Origin of the sequence: Micromonospora sp. NPDC000316 (assembly GCF_042898885.1) — a bacterium.
In the GTDB taxonomy this organism is placed as follows: domain Bacteria; phylum Actinomycetota; class Actinomycetes; order Mycobacteriales; family Micromonosporaceae; genus Micromonospora.
Genome location: NZ_JBIAZG010000012.1, coordinates 137,246 through 152,116, shown reverse-complemented (window position 1 = coordinate 152,116; position 14,871 = coordinate 137,246). Strand labels below are relative to the sequence as shown.

General features: G+C 69.8%; 12 protein-coding genes. 7 read left to right on the top strand and 5 right to left on the bottom strand.

Annotated elements, in window-relative coordinates; translation table 11 throughout:
* Window positions 1-6: 6 nt before the first annotated feature.
* Window positions 7-2,067, top strand: a complete 2,061-nt coding sequence (locus ACFY2Q_RS22115) for a cellulose binding domain-containing protein (RefSeq protein ID WP_387133163.1) — start codon at window positions 7-9, stop codon at window positions 2,065-2,067.
* A gap of 104 nt (window positions 2,068-2,171) precedes the next feature.
* Here ACFY2Q_RS22115 and ACFY2Q_RS22110 read toward each other — a convergent pair whose 3' ends face one another.
* Window positions 2,172-3,146, bottom strand: a complete 975-nt coding sequence (locus ACFY2Q_RS22110) for a hypothetical protein (RefSeq protein ID WP_387133160.1) — start codon at window positions 3,144-3,146, stop codon at window positions 2,172-2,174.
* 50 nt (window positions 3,147-3,196) lie between these two features.
* Window positions 3,197-6,001, bottom strand: coding sequence for a M14 family zinc carboxypeptidase (locus ACFY2Q_RS22105; protein WP_387133157.1), 2,805 nt, complete (start codon window positions 5,999-6,001; stop codon window positions 3,197-3,199).
* A 168-nt stretch (window positions 6,002-6,169) separates the two neighbouring features.
* Between ACFY2Q_RS22105 and ACFY2Q_RS22100 the strand changes: the two genes are divergently transcribed.
* Window positions 6,170-6,586, top strand: coding sequence for a hypothetical protein (locus tag ACFY2Q_RS22100; protein WP_387133155.1), 417 nt, complete (start codon window positions 6,170-6,172; stop codon window positions 6,584-6,586).
* Entirely contained in the window at window positions 6,583-8,481 is a 1,899-nt protein-coding gene (locus ACFY2Q_RS22095; RefSeq protein WP_387133152.1) for a caspase domain-containing protein, read from the top strand. Before ACFY2Q_RS22100 ends, ACFY2Q_RS22095 begins: the two co-directional genes overlap by 4 nt.
* 65 nt (window positions 8,482-8,546) lie before the next feature.
* Here the strand turns inward: ACFY2Q_RS22095 and ACFY2Q_RS22090 are convergent, their stop codons facing one another.
* Window positions 8,547-9,869 carry a glycoside hydrolase family 18 protein gene (locus tag ACFY2Q_RS22090; RefSeq protein ID WP_387133148.1) on the bottom strand — a complete coding sequence of 441 codons (1,323 nt, stop codon included), beginning with the start codon at window positions 9,867-9,869 and terminating at the stop codon, window positions 8,547-8,549.
* A gap of 146 nt (window positions 9,870-10,015) precedes the next feature.
* On the opposite strand from ACFY2Q_RS22090, the gene ACFY2Q_RS22085 reads away from it, so the two are divergent.
* Entirely contained in the window at window positions 10,016-10,900 is an 885-nt protein-coding gene (locus tag ACFY2Q_RS22085; RefSeq protein WP_387133145.1) for a bile acid:sodium symporter family protein, read from the top strand.
* Window positions 10,901-10,930: 30 nt separating this feature from the next.
* On the opposite strand, the gene ACFY2Q_RS22080 is transcribed toward ACFY2Q_RS22085, so the two are convergent.
* Both ACFY2Q_RS22080 and ACFY2Q_RS22075 read right to left on the bottom strand, forming a co-directional pair.
* Complete coding sequence (locus ACFY2Q_RS22080; protein WP_387133142.1) at window positions 10,931-11,350, bottom strand: PPOX class F420-dependent oxidoreductase; 420 nt, start codon at window positions 11,348-11,350, stop codon at window positions 10,931-10,933.
* Window positions 11,351-11,529: 179 nt separating this feature from the next.
* Window positions 11,530-11,940, bottom strand: a complete 411-nt coding sequence (locus ACFY2Q_RS22075) for a VOC family protein (protein ID WP_387133140.1) — start codon at window positions 11,938-11,940, stop codon at window positions 11,530-11,532.
* Window positions 11,941-12,055: 115 nt separating this feature from the next.
* Here ACFY2Q_RS22075 and ACFY2Q_RS22070 point away from each other — a divergent pair, with 115 nt between their 5' ends.
* The 3 genes from ACFY2Q_RS22070 (at window position 12,056) to ACFY2Q_RS22060 (ending at window position 14,776) form a co-directional block, all read left to right on the top strand.
* Window positions 12,056-12,961, top strand: a complete 906-nt coding sequence (locus ACFY2Q_RS22070) for an NAD-dependent epimerase/dehydratase family protein (RefSeq protein WP_387133137.1) — start codon at window positions 12,056-12,058, stop codon at window positions 12,959-12,961.
* 97 nt (window positions 12,962-13,058) lie between these two features.
* A complete protein-coding gene (locus ACFY2Q_RS22065; RefSeq protein WP_387133134.1) occupies window positions 13,059-13,466 on the top strand; it encodes a VOC family protein in 408 nt (135 codons plus the stop codon).
* 110 nt (window positions 13,467-13,576) lie between these two features.
* Window positions 13,577-14,776, top strand: a complete 1,200-nt coding sequence (locus ACFY2Q_RS22060) for a low temperature requirement protein A (protein WP_387133131.1) — start codon at window positions 13,577-13,579, stop codon at window positions 14,774-14,776.
* The last annotated feature ends 95 nt before the right edge of the window (window positions 14,777-14,871 follow it).

The window sequence follows — 14,871 nt, the reverse complement described above, 5'->3', positions numbered from 1 at the left end:
CAGCCCATGCGTAACCCCAAAAGCCGCGTGACGCTCGTGGCGAGCCTGGTGCTCGCCGCGGGAGTGCTCGCCGGCATCACCCCCTCCACCGCAAGCGCGGCAGCCGACCCGGTCGCCGTGACAGTGAACGCCCGCGCAGGGCTGGCCACAGTGCCCGACACGGCGTTGGGCGTCAACCATGCCATCTGGGACCAGAACCTGGGCACGGCCGCGACGACGGACCTGCTGCGCGACGCCGGTGTGCAGATGATGCGCTACCCCGGTGGCTCGTACGCCGACATCTACCACTGGAAGGACCACACCGCCCCCGGCGGGTACGTCGCGCCGAACACCGACTTCGACACCTTCATGGCGGCGGTCAAGCGGGCCGGCGCCCAGCCGATGATCATCGCGAACTACGGCACCGGCACCCCCACCGAGGCGGCCGACTGGGTGCGGTACGCCAACGTGACAAAGGGCTACGGCGCGCGGTACTGGACCGTCGGCAACGAGAACTACGGCAACGGCCACTACGGCTCGGCGTGGGAGGCGGACGACCACCCGGACAAGAGCGCCAGCCAGTACGCGCGGCTTGTCGTCGAGTACGCCGACGCGATGAAGGCTGTCGACCCGAGCATCAAGGTCGGCGCGGTGTTGACGATGCCGGGCAACTGGCCGGACGGGATCACCGCCGGCAGTGACCCGGGCCCGTGGAACCAGACAGTCCTCTCCATCGCCGGCCCGAAGATCGATTTCGTGGACGTGCACTGGTACCCGGGTGGCACCGCCGCCGACTCGCTGGCCCGGACCAACCACCTTCCCGACGCCACCTTCCTGCTCCGCGAGCAGCTCACCCGGTACGCGGGCCCGAACGCCGCGCGCATCGGCATCAGCTTCACCGAGCTGAACGTCGACGTGGGCCGCACCACCCAGCCGGCCGCGCTGTTCCTGGCCGACGTCTACAGCGGGCTGCTGGCCAGCGGCGTCTTCACCGTCCAGTGGTGGAACGTGCACAACGGTATGGGCACGGTGTCGGAGGTGGCGGGCCAGACCGACTACGGCGACTTCGGTCTGCTGTCCAGCGGCGCCTGCACCGAGGACGGCTCGGTGTGTCAGCCGCCGCTGAACACGCCGTTCGCGCCGTACCACGGGCTGACCATGATGAAGCTGTTCGCCAAGACCGGCGACCAGTTCGTCCGCGCCGGCACTACGGAGCCGCTTGTCACCGCGCACGCCGTACGTCGGGCCAACGGCGACCTCGCGGTGTTGCTGCTGAACAAGGACCCGGACAACGCGCACCCGATCACCATCGACTACGCGGGCTTCACCCCGTCGGCAGCCGCGCCGACGGTCTCCACCCTCACCAACGGGGCGACGGGCATCGCCACCAGCCAGTCCGGCTCCGCGACCAGTCGGACGCTGCCGCCGTACTCATTGACCACGCTCGTTCTGCGCCCGGCCGGCGCGACCGCCGGACGGCCGACGGCCCCGGGCCAGCCCACCGCCAGTGGCGTCACGGACCGGGCCGCCACGATCACCTGGCCGGCGGCCACGCCGGGCGGCAGCCCGATCGCCAAGTACGAGGTGTACCGGCAGAACGGCGCCGTCAGCGAGCAGCTCGGCGAGACGGCGGGCCTCTCGTTCACGGTGGGCAATCTGGTGCCCGGCAGCAGGTACACGGTAAATGTCTTGGCCCGCGACACCGCCGGCCGGGTGTCGTGGTCCTCGCCGCCGCTGACGTTCGCCACCGGCAGCCCGGCCACGAGCGCCTGCACGGTCCGCTTCACCACCAACAACGACTGGGGCAACGGCTACATCGGCGGCGTCGAGATCATCAACAACGGTACGGGGCCGATCACCGGCTGGACGCTCACCTGGACCTGGCCGACCGGCTGGCAGCAGGTGAGCAGCGGCTGGAGCGCCAACTGGGAGCAGGTCGGCGCGGCCGTGCGTGTCACACCGACCGACGACAACCGGCAGATCGCCCCCGGGGCGAGCGTGAGCGCCGGCTTCGTCGGCGCGTACAGCGGCCCGAACGTGCTGCCCACCGCCTTCACCCTCAACGGCACGGTCTGCGCGACAGACTGACGCAGCGGTCCGGCTGGCCCGATCCCCGGGCCAGCCGGACCAGCCGGACCACGGCGCAGATCTTGGACAGTTTCCGTTACGCGCTAACGGAAACTGTCCAAGAATCACGTCTGGGCCGGGTGGCGTAGGGGTGCGGTCGGGGTCCAGCCGGCGGCGATCAGGGCGCGGCGGACCGTCGCGGCGACCTCGTCGGGGCGGGAGCGGACCAGCCAGGCCGGGAAGCGCAGGATTCGATCGCCGCTGGTCCAGACGTCGTTCTGCCGGCGCATGTCGGCCGCCCACTGTCGGGCGTCCATGTGGTGCGCGCCGTCGATCTCGACCTGCACCCGCCACTGCCGCCAGTACGCGTCCAGCCAGCGGTTCCGACCCGCCGCGTCGACCCGATGTTCCTGAAGGTCCGGCGCGGGCAGCCGATGGCGGCGGCACAACCGCAGGAAGTCGATCTCGGAGAGCGCCTGCGCGCCGCCCGCGATGTCGGCGGTTGTTTGCCGGATCAGCCGGCGGCGGGGTGCCCGGGGCAGGACGTCGAGCACCGCCTCCAACTCCTCGGGCAGCACTCGGCGCTGCTGGCAGCCGGCCGCCAGGATCGCCTGCGCCTCGTCCACGCCGGACGCCCAACCCGCCGCGTCGACGAGGGCTCGGGCCGTCGTGGTGCGCGGTGGTCGCGCGAGTTGGAGATGGGCGTCGAGCAGTACCGACGTGCGGTGCACCAGGACCGGGGGCATGTCAATCGGGAGTTGGCGCAGGCTGGTCCGTGCGGCGCGACGTGCGGCCGGCACCAACACGTGCAGCGGCTCGCGCCGCAGCCCTCGTACTCCGGCCTCGGCGGCGGCGGTCACCCCGGCCAGCACCGCTCCCGGGCCGGCGGCCAGCACCGCCACCCAGAGTTGCTGGTCGCGGGTGAGTCGACCGTTCCCGGTCAGCAGGATGCCTCGGGATATCGACCGCCATCGACCGGAGCGGATCCGCCCCCGCACCGCCCCCGCGCTGAGCAGCCCGGAGACCTGCGCGGTCGTCAGAACGCCCGCCTGCTCGAAGGCGAGCCAGTCGAGCGCGTCGGCGTCATCGGCGGGCAGCATGCCGGAAGCCTTGTCGCTCGACCCGTTCCGCGCGGATTCGCCGCTGTTGGTCAGCCGACCACGGACCGCAGCGGCACTCGGGCGTCACGAAGCGCCCGTACCAAATCATTCAGGAACGGATGTTCGTCGGCCTGGCGTCCCTCCGGGTTGGGGATCACGACGTACGCCGAGCCGTCCTTCGCGGACGCCTGGGCGTCGGTGGTGAAGCGTTCGACGATCGCCTGGGCGCGCGGCAGGTCCGTGGCCGCGACCTGGATGGTGATGGGCCGCCACCCGCCACCCAGGTCCGCCGTGACCGGCGCGGCGGCGGCGCTGACGCGCGCCGGGTCGACCGCGGCCGAGCGCCGGGCGTCCGGCGTGGTCGCGGCGGCCGGGTAGAGCAGCGCGTTTGCCACCAGGTGCAGACCATTCTCGTTGTACGCCCGGAAGAGCGGATTGAACGCGAACAGCACCGCCCGACCCGCCCCGGTCGGCTCGTCCACCACCGCGGCAGTGCCCTTGAGCGCGTCCGCGCCCACTGTGTAGCCGTTGGCCCAGAACGTGTCGCCCGTCGGATAGGTGAGCACGTTCGTCCCGGTGGTGCTCGGGTTGAGGATCGGGTCGCTGTTGTTGAACTCGAAGTCCTCGGCGGGACGGCCCAGCGCGACAGGGCTGTCGCGGTCGACGTCGACTCGCAGGTGGGAGCCGATCACCAGGTAGTCGGCTGGCTTGGGCTTCTCGGTGGTGGAGGTGAGCCCTGCCGCGCGGGCCAGCCGGGTGCCCTCGTTGCGCAACCCGAGGTAGGTGTGGCCCTGCGCGATCCAGTCGCGCAGGTTGGCCTGCCCGGTGGCGGTGAGCCCGCCGGTGGCGCTGCTGCCGTCGGGCACCAGCAACACCGTACGGCCGGTGAACGCCTCGGTGTTGTCGTTGATGTCGGCGGTGGTGACGGGCGTGAGGTCGAGGCCCCACCGTTTGCCGAGCACGTACCGGGCCTCGCCGTGCGAGCCCGAGGTGGTGGAGATGCCGGTGCCCTGGAACAGCCCGACGTCGGGCAGTTCGAGACGCGTGCCGGTGGGCCGTCCGCCCGGGGCCAGGGTGACGCCGAGCGATTCGGCCAGGTCGTCGACCGTGCGGGTCAGTTTGCTCGCCGCGATGGCCACCGTGTTTGTCCTCAGGTCACGCACGAGGGGCACGCCGCGACCGAGCAGGGTGAAGGTGAACTCCGCTGCTGCCGCCGAATCCAGCTTGTACGTGTACGAGCCCCACGGCCACGCCACCCCGGACCGCCCGCCCGTGACCTTGCGGACCAGTTGGGCCTTCGGCCGGACGTTGTCAGGCGTGTAGAGGGCGGAGACGCCCATCAGCAGCGGGTTGCTCCAGGACGACACGTCGTAGAAGTACGGGAACGGGACGTACGGGTCCTCGCCCATGATGGCCTGGATCCAGTGTTTCTGCGGCTGGTCCATCGGGATCCAGTACGCGCCCTTGGGCACCGTCACGTTCGTGGCGCTCCGGCCGCCGAAGATCCGGGCGCTGGGCACCCGGGTCGGCTTCTGCACCTCGTACACCTCGACGTCCATCCGGCGCAGCCGCTCGACGAGTTGCCGGACGTCGGCGAGCTGCCGGTCGGGCAGCAGGAAGTACGAGCGGACCTTGACGTCCGGCACCGGGAACTGGACCTCGTTTGTGGGCTGCACGACCTCGTTGGGCTCCAGCGTGCCCGCCCTGCCCTGGGCCAGCGCGTCGGTCCAGATGTCGAAGTAGCCGCCGAGCACCTCGCGCTTGTTGGCGGCGGCCCAGCCGAGCGTCGACCACTGGGTGTGGAACTGCTGCTGCACCCGGTCGGCCACCGCCGAGGCGCTGCCCTTCTCGTACGTCATGCCCGCCGCACCGAAGCCTGTGGTCGGCACGGTGTCGCCGTAGCCCATGAAGAACATGTCGTACGTGTCGTAGTTGAAGTAGCACTCGGTGGTGACGGTGTCGTCGCAGGCGCCGTTGTAGCCGAAGCCTGCCTTGTTGGCCTCGCCGATCCGGTTGATCCAGTCCACCGCCTCGCCGGCGATCTCGTGGTGGATCGGGTCGGCGTTGGGCGGGAAGAAGTACTGCCGGCCGCCCATCTCGTGGGCGTCGATGAAGACCTGCGGCGGGTAGCGGCGCAGCAGTTCGAGCTTGCCGTCGGTCTCCTGCTGGGTGCGGGCGAACCAGTCCCGGTTCATGTCGAAGCCGTACTCGTTCTGCCGACGGGTCGCGTCGCGGCCGTCCGGGTTCTGCGTCGGGACGATGATGGTGACCAGGTTGTCGTTGCGCTCGGCCACATCGCAGGACAGGCCCGACGCCAACTCGTAGAGCGTCTTGAGCGCCGCGTCGGTGCCGCTCTTCTCGCCGCCGTGCACGTTCGCGGTGACCCAGACGATGGCCGGGCTGTCCTTCGCGGTCCGGGCGGCCGTCCGGGCGCTGGTCCGGCGGGGGTCGCGCAGGTCCCGTACGTCGTCGGCGATCTTCCGCAGCGTGGCCGGCCGCACGTTGCGCTCGTTGGAGACCACCGCGTACGGCAGCGGCTGGCCGAGCACGCTTGTCGCCGTCACGCCGGTGACGACCCGGTCGGAGGCGCTGTCGACGGCCCCGAGGTAGCTCCGCACCTCGTCGTTGGTGACGACCCGCTCCTGACCCGCGCCGAGCGGGAAACCGAGCACGGACTCCGGGCTGGGCACCGTGCTGAGTCGGGCCGTCGGGTCGTCGCGGCACGGGGAGGGTCGCGCGGCGCTGGCGGCGGTGCCGCTGAGCAGGGGAGTCATGCCGAGCAGGAGTGCGATGGTGGCGGCACCCGCCAGCCGTTTCGGAGGAACCATCCAGAACGGACGCGTCGATGAGGGCATGTCTCGGGTTCCCTTCTGGGGAAGAGCCTCGCAGTGGCCGGAGCCTATGAACCGGTCGACACGACGGTCAAGAGCTGATCGACTTCGGTGACTGTGTGGGGCTGCCCGAAGGCAACCCGGCTGGCAGGATGTGGGAGTGGGGTTTGCCTTCGCCGGAAGGAGAGGACCGTGCCCGCGTCTCAGCAGACGATCACGCTCTCGGTCGACCCGGATCTGCCCTCTGCCGATGCTCAGCGATCCCTGGCGTCCTGGCTGCGCGCCGAGGACCGGCTCCGCGGGCACGTGACCGCCGCGCCGGCGCCCGGCTCGACGGCTCGGACCGACGAGATGTCGGCCGGGGCCACCGACGTGCTGTTGGTGGCGGTCGGCAGTGGCGGCGCGGTCATGGTGCTGGTGCAGGCCATCGCCGGATGGTTGACCCACCGCCGCGAGGACGTGACGGTGAGGCTGACCCTTCCGGACGGCTCGTCGGCCGAGTTGGACGTACGCCGGGCCCGTGACATGGACCAGGTCACCGCGCTCATTGAGGCTGCCGTGCGGGCGCTGGCCGATCACGAACCGGCTGTCGAGACGAACGACAGGTGAGCCGCCCCGACCCGACCAGGTCGACCGCGCTGCTGATCGGCACTGCCACGCACAGCCAACAGGCACTCGACGATCTGCCCGCCGTACGGGCGAACGTGACCGAGATGGCCCGGCTGCTCACCACCGGGCCGGTCGACCTGGTCTCCGTGGAACGCTGCACGCAGCTCCTCGATCTCTCGCATCCGGGCGAGGCGGGCGTGACCATCGCGGAGCGCTGTGGCGAGGCGGAGGACCTGTTGCTGGTCTACTACGCCGGCCATGGGCTCCTGGACGACAACGGGGAGTTATTCCTCGCGCTGTCGGGCACGAACCCCCGACCGGACTGGTTGAAGTACACGGCCATCCCGTTCAGCTGGATCCGGGACGCGATGCGGGACAGCCCCGCGCGTACCCGGGTGTTGATCCTCGACTGCTGCTTCGCGGGCCGCGCGCTCAACACCATGTCCGCCGCCGATGTCGAGAACGGGTTGGCTGACCGTAGCGAGATCCAGGGGACGTTCACCCTGACCGCTACCTCCGACAACGTCGTCGCCATCGCCCCGGTCGGCGCGGAGCACACGGCGTTCACCGGCGAGTTGCTGAGCCTGCTGCGGCATGGACCTCCGGTGCGCGACGGCCATCCCGACGGGGAAGACCTCACCCTGAGCGCCGTGTACCGGCACCTGGCGGTGACCCTGCCCAGCCAGGGCCTGCCCCGTCCACGTCAACGCAACACCGACCTCGCGGCCGACCTGGTGTTGCGCCCCGCCCTCGCAACTGCGGCCGCGCCGGTGGCCGAGGATCAGCCAGCGAAAGAACCGCCCGTCGCCACGCCAGCGGTCGGCCTGCCCACCTCGGCCGAAACCCGGCCGGTGATCGACACACTCAGCCGACCGCAGCGGCTGTTTCACCCGTTGCATCGCGAACTGCTGAGGGCACATTGGCGACGGCTGACGCAGGCCGCCGGCGTCGAAGCCGTGTGGCTCGTCCTGCTGCTGGGATGGTTCGTCGTCTCGAAGTTCGTGCCGGACCAGGTGGGGTGGGTCGACGGTAACCTGATGCTCACGTTCATGGAACTGGGTGCTGCGGCGATCGTCACCGCGTTGGCAGCCACCGCTGCGGGCGATGTGCGGGATGGGTTCCCGGGAGTTGCAAGGATCAAGTGGGGACTGGCCATCGTTACCTGGGGTTTGGTCGTCGTGATCCTGCTCGTGACGGTCATCGTCTGGGTTCTGACGCCCATTTTCGGTGACGAAATGATCATCGCCGTTCCGTTCAGTGCCTGCGTCCTCGCCTGGTTCGCATGGTGGCTCGGGAGCCGTCGGGTGAATATGTGGTGGCGTACCCCGGTTGCGCTCGCCACCACGGTCGGCGTTCTCCTGTACGCGAATCCGGGTCCGGCGGAGGAGGGAACCCTGTGGTGGCAACTGCTCGAGAGCCACACCCTCGGGCTGCTGTGGACGGTGACCGGGATCCTTGTGATCGGCTTTCTGGTCGTCTCCCAACTCGAGGACGTGGTGACCGGCCACCTCGCTCTGGCGAGACGGCCGCTCGTCGTCGCGCTCTCCAGGCAGGGCATCGGCATCCAGACCAGCACACACAACAGGTTCATCGCCTGGCACCACCTCGACCGGATCTTCGTCGCCGGCAACGTCCTCGTCATCGCCTTCAAACGGGACTATCCCGAGGTGGAGAAGCCACGCGAGTTCACCTACTCCACACAGTTGGGTGGCTTTCCAGTGGCCGACCTCCGGCACTTCCCGCACAGCCGGGCGGAGATCCTGCACGCCCTCTCGCACTTCGCGGGTGCCACGCTGCACGGGGTCACCCCGCCGGGGCCGAACGAGGATCGGCTGCCCACACGAGCTGACGGAAGGCCGGCCCTGCGGTACAGCGATCGTTGGAGCAGCCAGTGAGGTGAAGCCGGCCCGCCGTCGATCGGATGAACGGTCGACGGCGGGCCGGGTCGAGGGGGGTACGCCTACCAGGTGGTCAGCCCGAGGCCGATCGTCTTGGTCAGCGTGGCGTTGTCGTCGTCACCGTCGAGCGACCACATCATCGCGCCACCCAGGCCGGCCGCCCGGATGTAGAGCGTCTTCTGCAACACGACGGCCGGATCGTCGTACGTCCACAGCGTCGTACCGTCGAACAGCCAGGCGTGCCCGGCGCGCAGGTCGCGGTGCACTGTGAAGCCGTTGCCGGCCAGGGTCTTGAGCTTCTTGTAGTCCTCGTAGCCGGCCTCGAACGTGGCCGGTGCGGGCCCGGTGGCCGGCTGGAAGAGGCCGTTGCCGCCGCCGGTGATGCCTGTCCAACCCCGGCCGTAGTACGGGATGCCGAGAACGAGTTTGCCGCGCGGCGCGCCACGGCTGATCCAACCGTCGATCGCCACCTCGGCGGAGAAGTCCGGGTTGTCCGGCGCGCCCCGGGGCACGCGCAGCGCCGACTGCTGGTTGGCCTTCGCGTCCCAGCCGCCGTGGAAGTCGTAGCCCTGCACTGTGGCGAAGTCCAGGTACTTGAAGATCTTGCGGCCCTCGTAGCCGGCGTCCATCGTGGCCGGGTTGGCCGGCAGGAACGCGCTAAGCGGGTGGTGGGCGCGGGTCGTGCGGCCGTACCCGTCGAGTTGCCGGCGGAATTCGGCGAGCAGCTTGGTGAAGTTCTCCCGGTCCTCCGGGCGGATGACGTTGCCGGGCTCACCGTCCCAGTTGGGCCACTCCCAGTCGAGATCGATGCCGTCGAAGACGCCGGCCGCGGCACCCGGGCTGCCCGGCAGGTTGCCCTTGAGGTAGATGTCGATGCAGGACGCGACGAACGCCTTGCGGGAGGCGTCGGTGCGGGCGGCGTTCGAGAAGTACGTCGACCAGCTCCACCCGCCCAGCGAGATGAGCACCTTCAACTTGGGGTGCTTGGCCTTGAGCTTGGCGAGCTGGCCGAAGTTGCCGTTGAGGGCCTGACCCGGGGCGTCGGCGACACCGTCGACGCTCTCCTCGGCCGGCACCGGCCGCTGGTAGTCGGCCCAGGCGTCGCCCTCGCCCGGCCCACCGTCCACATAGCAGCGGCCGTCCTCGCTGACGTTACCGAAGGCGTAGTTGAGGTGGGTGAGGCGGCTCGCCGCCCCGGAGGTTTCGAGCTTCTTGACGGGGAAGGCCCGGCCGTAGATGCCCCACTGGGTGAAGTAACCGACCCGGTGATAGCCGGCCCGGTCGGGTTTGCCTCCCGCGCTCGCGGCGGCGGGCGGGGCGGCGGTGACAAGCAGGGTCGCCAGGGCGACGACTGCGGTGAGGCGGCGGTGGCGGAATGGTCGCATGGGCACACTCCCACGAGGTATCAAGCAGAATTAGTTAAGAGACTTATCTGATTGATGAAGTTAAGCCGATCACCGTCCACGGTCAAGGGCCGTCCGGCCAGATGGGGGATTGCGACTGCGTTACCTGGTGGTAACGATGTTGTGCCATGGACTCAGCATTGACACTGATCGGTCTGCCCATCGCCCTCGGCGTCATCATGCTCGGTCTGGGTCTCGGGCTGACCACTGAGGACTTCCGCCGGGTGGCCCAGCATCCGAGAGCCGCCGTCATCGCCCTGGTGTGTCAGGTGCTGGTGCTGCCCGCGCTCTGCTTCGGCCTCGTCCTTGCCTTCGACCTGGCACCGGAGTTGGCCGTCGGCATGATGCTGCTGGCCGCGTCCCCCGGCGGCACGACGGCCAACCTCTTCAGCCACCTGTTCGGCGGGCACGTCGCCCTCAACATCACCCTGACCGCCATCAACTCGGTGCTGGCCGTCTTCACCCTGCCGATCCTGGTCAACCTGTCGGCGGCGTACTTCCTGCCCGACGGGCGCAGCATCGGCCTGCAGTTCGACAAGGTGCTCCAGGTCTTCGCCATCGTGCTCGTCCCGGTCGCCCTCGGCATGCTGATCCGGGCCCGGGCGCCGCAGGTCGCCGAGCGTCTGAACCGCCCGGTCCGGGTGCTGTCCGTCGTCGTGCTCGTCGCGGTGATCGCCGGCGCGGTGCTCGGCGAACGCGAGAACATCGCCGACTACTTCGTCTCGGTCGGCCTGGCCGTCCTCGCGTTCAACCTGCTGAGCCTCGCCATCGGGTACGGGGTGCCCCGGCTGGCCGGCGTCGAGCGGAGCGCCGCGACGGCCGCCGGGTTCGAGATCGGCATCCACAACAGCACACTCGCCATCACGATCGCCCTCAGTCCGGCGCTGCTCAACAGCACCCAGATGGCGATCCCGGGCGCGGTCTACGGCATCGTCATGTTCTTCACCGCGGCGGCCTTCGGCTACCTGGTGAACCGCGTCGGCGCCCGGGCCGCCACCACCGTGACGACGTAGCCCACGGGAGTTCCGGCTGCTCGACCGGCGTCAGCCGACCTGGCTGTTGTCCTTGAGCGCGCCCCAGCCGTGCCAGCGGTCGATCTCGATCAGGGCGCTGACCCGATCGCGCTCCCGCCGTGGATAGTCGCTACCCGTGTAGTGCTGTGACAACCGGTCGATGTCCGCGAGGCCCTCGTCGGCACGCAGTTCGGCGACGTGCCCGATGATGCTGACGTGGGTGTACCAGCCGTCCTCGTCCAGCACCGTGAGGGAGACCCGGGGGTCGTTCCGGATGTGGTCCAGCCGGCGGCGGCTCGCGTCCATGTTCACCAGAACCCGACCGTCCTCCCACAGGTACCAGGTGGCGGCCGACACCGGCTGACCACCCGACTGGAGGGTCGTCATGACGGCCGGGTTCGGCTTGCGCAGCATGGCGATCGCGGGTTCGGGCAGCGGTGGCTTGGACATGGGCGTCTCCTCCTCGCGTGAGCGTTACCCCTGCACGTTACGCACCCGGCGGGGCGATGCACGCCGGGACGCCTGCCAACGGGCGAAACGGTCAGCCGAGCCGACGACAGTCGCGAAGGGCGCCCGCACGGAGGTGCGAACACCCTTCACCCGGCGACGGAGGATGCGGGGCGGGCGGCTCAGCGAAGCTCCTGAATGCGGACCATGTTGCCGGCCGGGTCGCGGAAGGCGCAGTCGCGGATGCCGTAGGGCTGCTCGGTCGGCTCCTGGACGACCTCGGCGTCGCCGGCCTGCACCTTCTCGAAGGTCTCGTCGAGATTGCGGGTCGCCAGCAGAATCCAGCCGTAGGTGCCCTTGGCCATCATCTCGGCGATCATGCGGCGCTCGTCCTCGGTGATCCCGGGATCGGCCGTCGGCGGCGCCAGGAGGATAGACACGTCGGGCTGCCCGGCGGGGCCGACGGTGATCCACCGCATCGTGCCCTGCCCGACGTCGGTGCGCACCTCGAAGCCGAGCACGTCGCGGTAGAAGGCAAGCGATGCCTCGGGGTCGACGTGCGGAAGAGCTGTGGTGTGAATGGTGATGTCCATGGCGATGATGCTAGGGACGCCGACCGGCGCGTACTTCTCGATTCCTGACCGATCCGCGTCCCCGAAGCGTGGGTCGGGCGCGCGACGCCGTAGCCCGCCGGAGAGGATGGGGGACATGACCGATTCCGTACTCCCCGGGCGCGTCGTCGTCACCGGCGCCACCGGCAAGCTTGGCCGCGCGGTGGTCGCGCACCTGCGCGGCCTGGGTGTCGACGTCCTCGCGGTGGACCGTGCCGGCGGGCGCGACCCCCGGGACGTGAACGGCGAGTTCCTCCTCGTCGACCTCACCGACTACGGGCAGGTGGTGGAGGCGTTCACCGGGGGTGCCGACGAGCACGCCGGTGGCATCGAGGCGATAGTGCATCTGGCGGCGGTCCCGGCACCGGGGCTGATGTCCAACGCGAGGACGTTCGCCAACAACTCCGCCGCCACGTACAACGTCTTCGCGGCGGCCCGGGCGGCAGGCATCAAGCGGGTCGTCTGGGCGTCGAGTGAGACGGTGCTCGGGCTGCCGTTCGACACCCCGCCGCCGTACGCGCCCGTCGACGAGGAGTACGCGCCGCGGCCGGAGTCGACGTACTCGTTGAACAAGGCCCTTGAGGAGGAGATGGCGCGGCACTTCTGCCGCTGGGACCCGGAGCTGGTCATGGTGGGTCTGCGGTTCTCCAACGTGATGGACGTCGAGGACTACGCGCCCTTCCCCTCGTTCGACGCCGACCCGCGGCTGCGGCGGTGGAACCTGTGGGGCTACATCGACGCCCGCGACGGCGCCCAGGCGGTCGAGCGGGCGCTCGCCCATGACCGGCCCGGTGCCGACGTCTTCATCATCGCCAACGCCGACACCGTCATGACCAGGTCCAGTGCCAGCCTCATGGCGGAGGTCTACCCGGGTGTCGAGATCCGCGGCGAGTTGGGCGAGCACGAGACACTGCTCAGCATCGACAAGGCACGCCGGGTCCTGGGCTACGAGCCGCGGCACTCGTGGCGCGACCATGTGGACACGCCGGTTTCCGAGGCGTGACGCACGCGTCGCGGCGATACTGTCGGCAGCACGGCGGCGACGGGGCTCGGCCCCGAAGCGATTGCGAGACCAGAGCACACGACTTGAGGAGTGCCGGTTGAACTGGACGTTGGAAGTGGTGGTCGTACCGGTCGCGGACCTGGACCGCGCTAAGGAGTTCTACGCCGACCGCCTCGGCTTCGTTGTGGACCACGACACAGCGATCAACGACGACACGCGGCTGGTGCAGCTGACGCCGCCGGGCTCGGGCTGTTCCATAGTCATCGGCAAGGGACTGGTGCCGGACATGCCGCCCGGCTCGATCAAGGGGCTGCAACTTGTGGTGCCCGACCTGCAGAAGGCTCGCGCGGAGCTTGTGGAGCGGGGTGTCGAGGTCAGCGAGATCCAGGTGATGGGCAAGAATCCGCGTCCGGTGCCGGACCCGCTGGACAACGTGGGCTTCATCTACTTCAGCGACCCGGACGGCAACGCCTGGGCGGTGCAGCAGATCTCCAGCCGCGCCTGACCCGGGCCGCCGCCGCCCGATCCCGCATTACCGCCAGGAGCCGGTAAAGATCAGGATAAAGTGCCTCGTCGGGTACGGGGTGGACCGTCGGCGAGGAGGCGGGTGGGGCCGTGCTGACGCGTACCTGGGCGCGCGGGCTGGCCGACAGTCGCAGTCCGCGTAGGGCGACCGTCCTGGAGTTGCTCTTCGACATCGTCTACGTCTTCGCGCTGGCCCGCCTGGCCGGCCGCGTCGCCGACGACCTGACAATCGTCCGGCAGACGCTGCTGTCGGAGGCGGGTCAGACACTGCTGATCTTCACGGCGATGTGGATGATCTGGTCCCTCAACGCCCTGATGGCCAGCAGCTACGACCCCCGGCGCAGCGACATCCAGGTCATCCTGCTGGCGACGATGTTCGGCACACTGGTGCTGGCGGTCTCCCTGCCGCAGGCGTTCGGCCAGCGGGGCCTGATCTTCGCGTGCACGTACGTCATCATCCAGGTCGGCCGGCCGCTCTACCTGACGCTGGCGTTGCGGGGTGAGCTCGGCGGGCTGCTGGCCGCCCGCGTGCTGGCCTGGCACGCCGTGTCCGGCGTGTTGTGGATCGCCGGCGGCATCAGCGGCGGCCTGGGGCGTGGGGTCTTCTGGACCATCGCCGTCGTCATCGAGGTCATCGGCGCCGGAAGTCACTGGCCCGCGCCCCGCCTGGGCACACAACGGTTCACCCGCATGCTCACGATCTCCGAGGTGCACCTCGCGGAGCGGTACAACCAGTTCTTCATGATCGCGTTGGCCGAGGTGGTGCTCGAAGCCGGTGCCGCCGTCAGCTTCCCGGGCTTCTCGACCGCGCGGACGGTCACCCTCACCGCCGCGTTCGTGGCTGTCGTCGCGTTCTGGCGGATCTACTTCTACCACGTCGCTCCGGGGCAGACCGCGACGGGATTGTCGGCCGGGGACGAGCTGCGGCTTGCCCATTCGGCGGGTTTCAGCCTGCTGCTCATCGTCGGCGGCATCATCTGCACGGCTGTCGGCTTCGGACAGGTCATCGAGGACCCGGACCCGCCGATCGACTGGGCGCTCGTGGCCATCATCTTCGGCGGCCCGGTGCTGTTCCTGATCGGGCGCAGCTATCTGGAGCGCCCGTCCCCGCTCCGGCCGCGGTGCCGGATGCTGCTGGTGGGCGTCCTGCTGCTGATCGTGGCGGCCCCGCCCATGGTGCTCCTTCCGCCGGTCGCCGTGGCTGCCGTCGCGGCGCTGATCCTGGCCGGGATCGCGGTCGCCGACGGGCTGGCCCACCGGCGCGGAGCGCAGACCAACCCACCCCTGTAACCGAGGCCGGCTGCGGAGCGGGCAGCCCGAACACCTGGCTTGTGGCCGGCGAGCGCGTCGGGTAACTTCGCGGGCACGCCGTCGAGCCCGAGGGG

Excerpts from the sequence above, each read along its gene's own strand:
- ACFY2Q_RS22080 (WP_387133142.1), bottom strand. The coding sequence starts at position 11,350 with ATGTCCAAGCCACCGCTGCCCGAACCCGCGATCGCCATGCTGCGCAAG.
- ACFY2Q_RS22070 (WP_387133137.1), top strand. The coding sequence starts at position 12,056 with ATGACCGATTCCGTACTCCCCGGGCGCGTCGTCGTCACCGGCGCCACC.
- ACFY2Q_RS22105 (WP_387133157.1), bottom strand. The coding sequence starts at position 6,001 with ATGCCCTCATCGACGCGTCCGTTCTGGATGGTTCCTCCGAAACGGCTG.
- ACFY2Q_RS22115 (WP_387133163.1), top strand. The coding sequence starts at position 7 with ATGCGTAACCCCAAAAGCCGCGTGACGCTCGTGGCGAGCCTGGTGCTC.
- ACFY2Q_RS22090 (WP_387133148.1), bottom strand. The coding sequence starts at position 9,869 with ATGCGACCATTCCGCCACCGCCGCCTCACCGCAGTCGTCGCCCTGGCG.
- ACFY2Q_RS22110 (WP_387133160.1), bottom strand. The coding sequence starts at position 3,146 with ATGCTGCCCGCCGATGACGCCGACGCGCTCGACTGGCTCGCCTTCGAG.
- ACFY2Q_RS22085 (WP_387133145.1), top strand. The coding sequence starts at position 10,016 with ATGGACTCAGCATTGACACTGATCGGTCTGCCCATCGCCCTCGGCGTC.
- ACFY2Q_RS22075 (WP_387133140.1), bottom strand. The coding sequence starts at position 11,940 with ATGGACATCACCATTCACACCACAGCTCTTCCGCACGTCGACCCCGAG.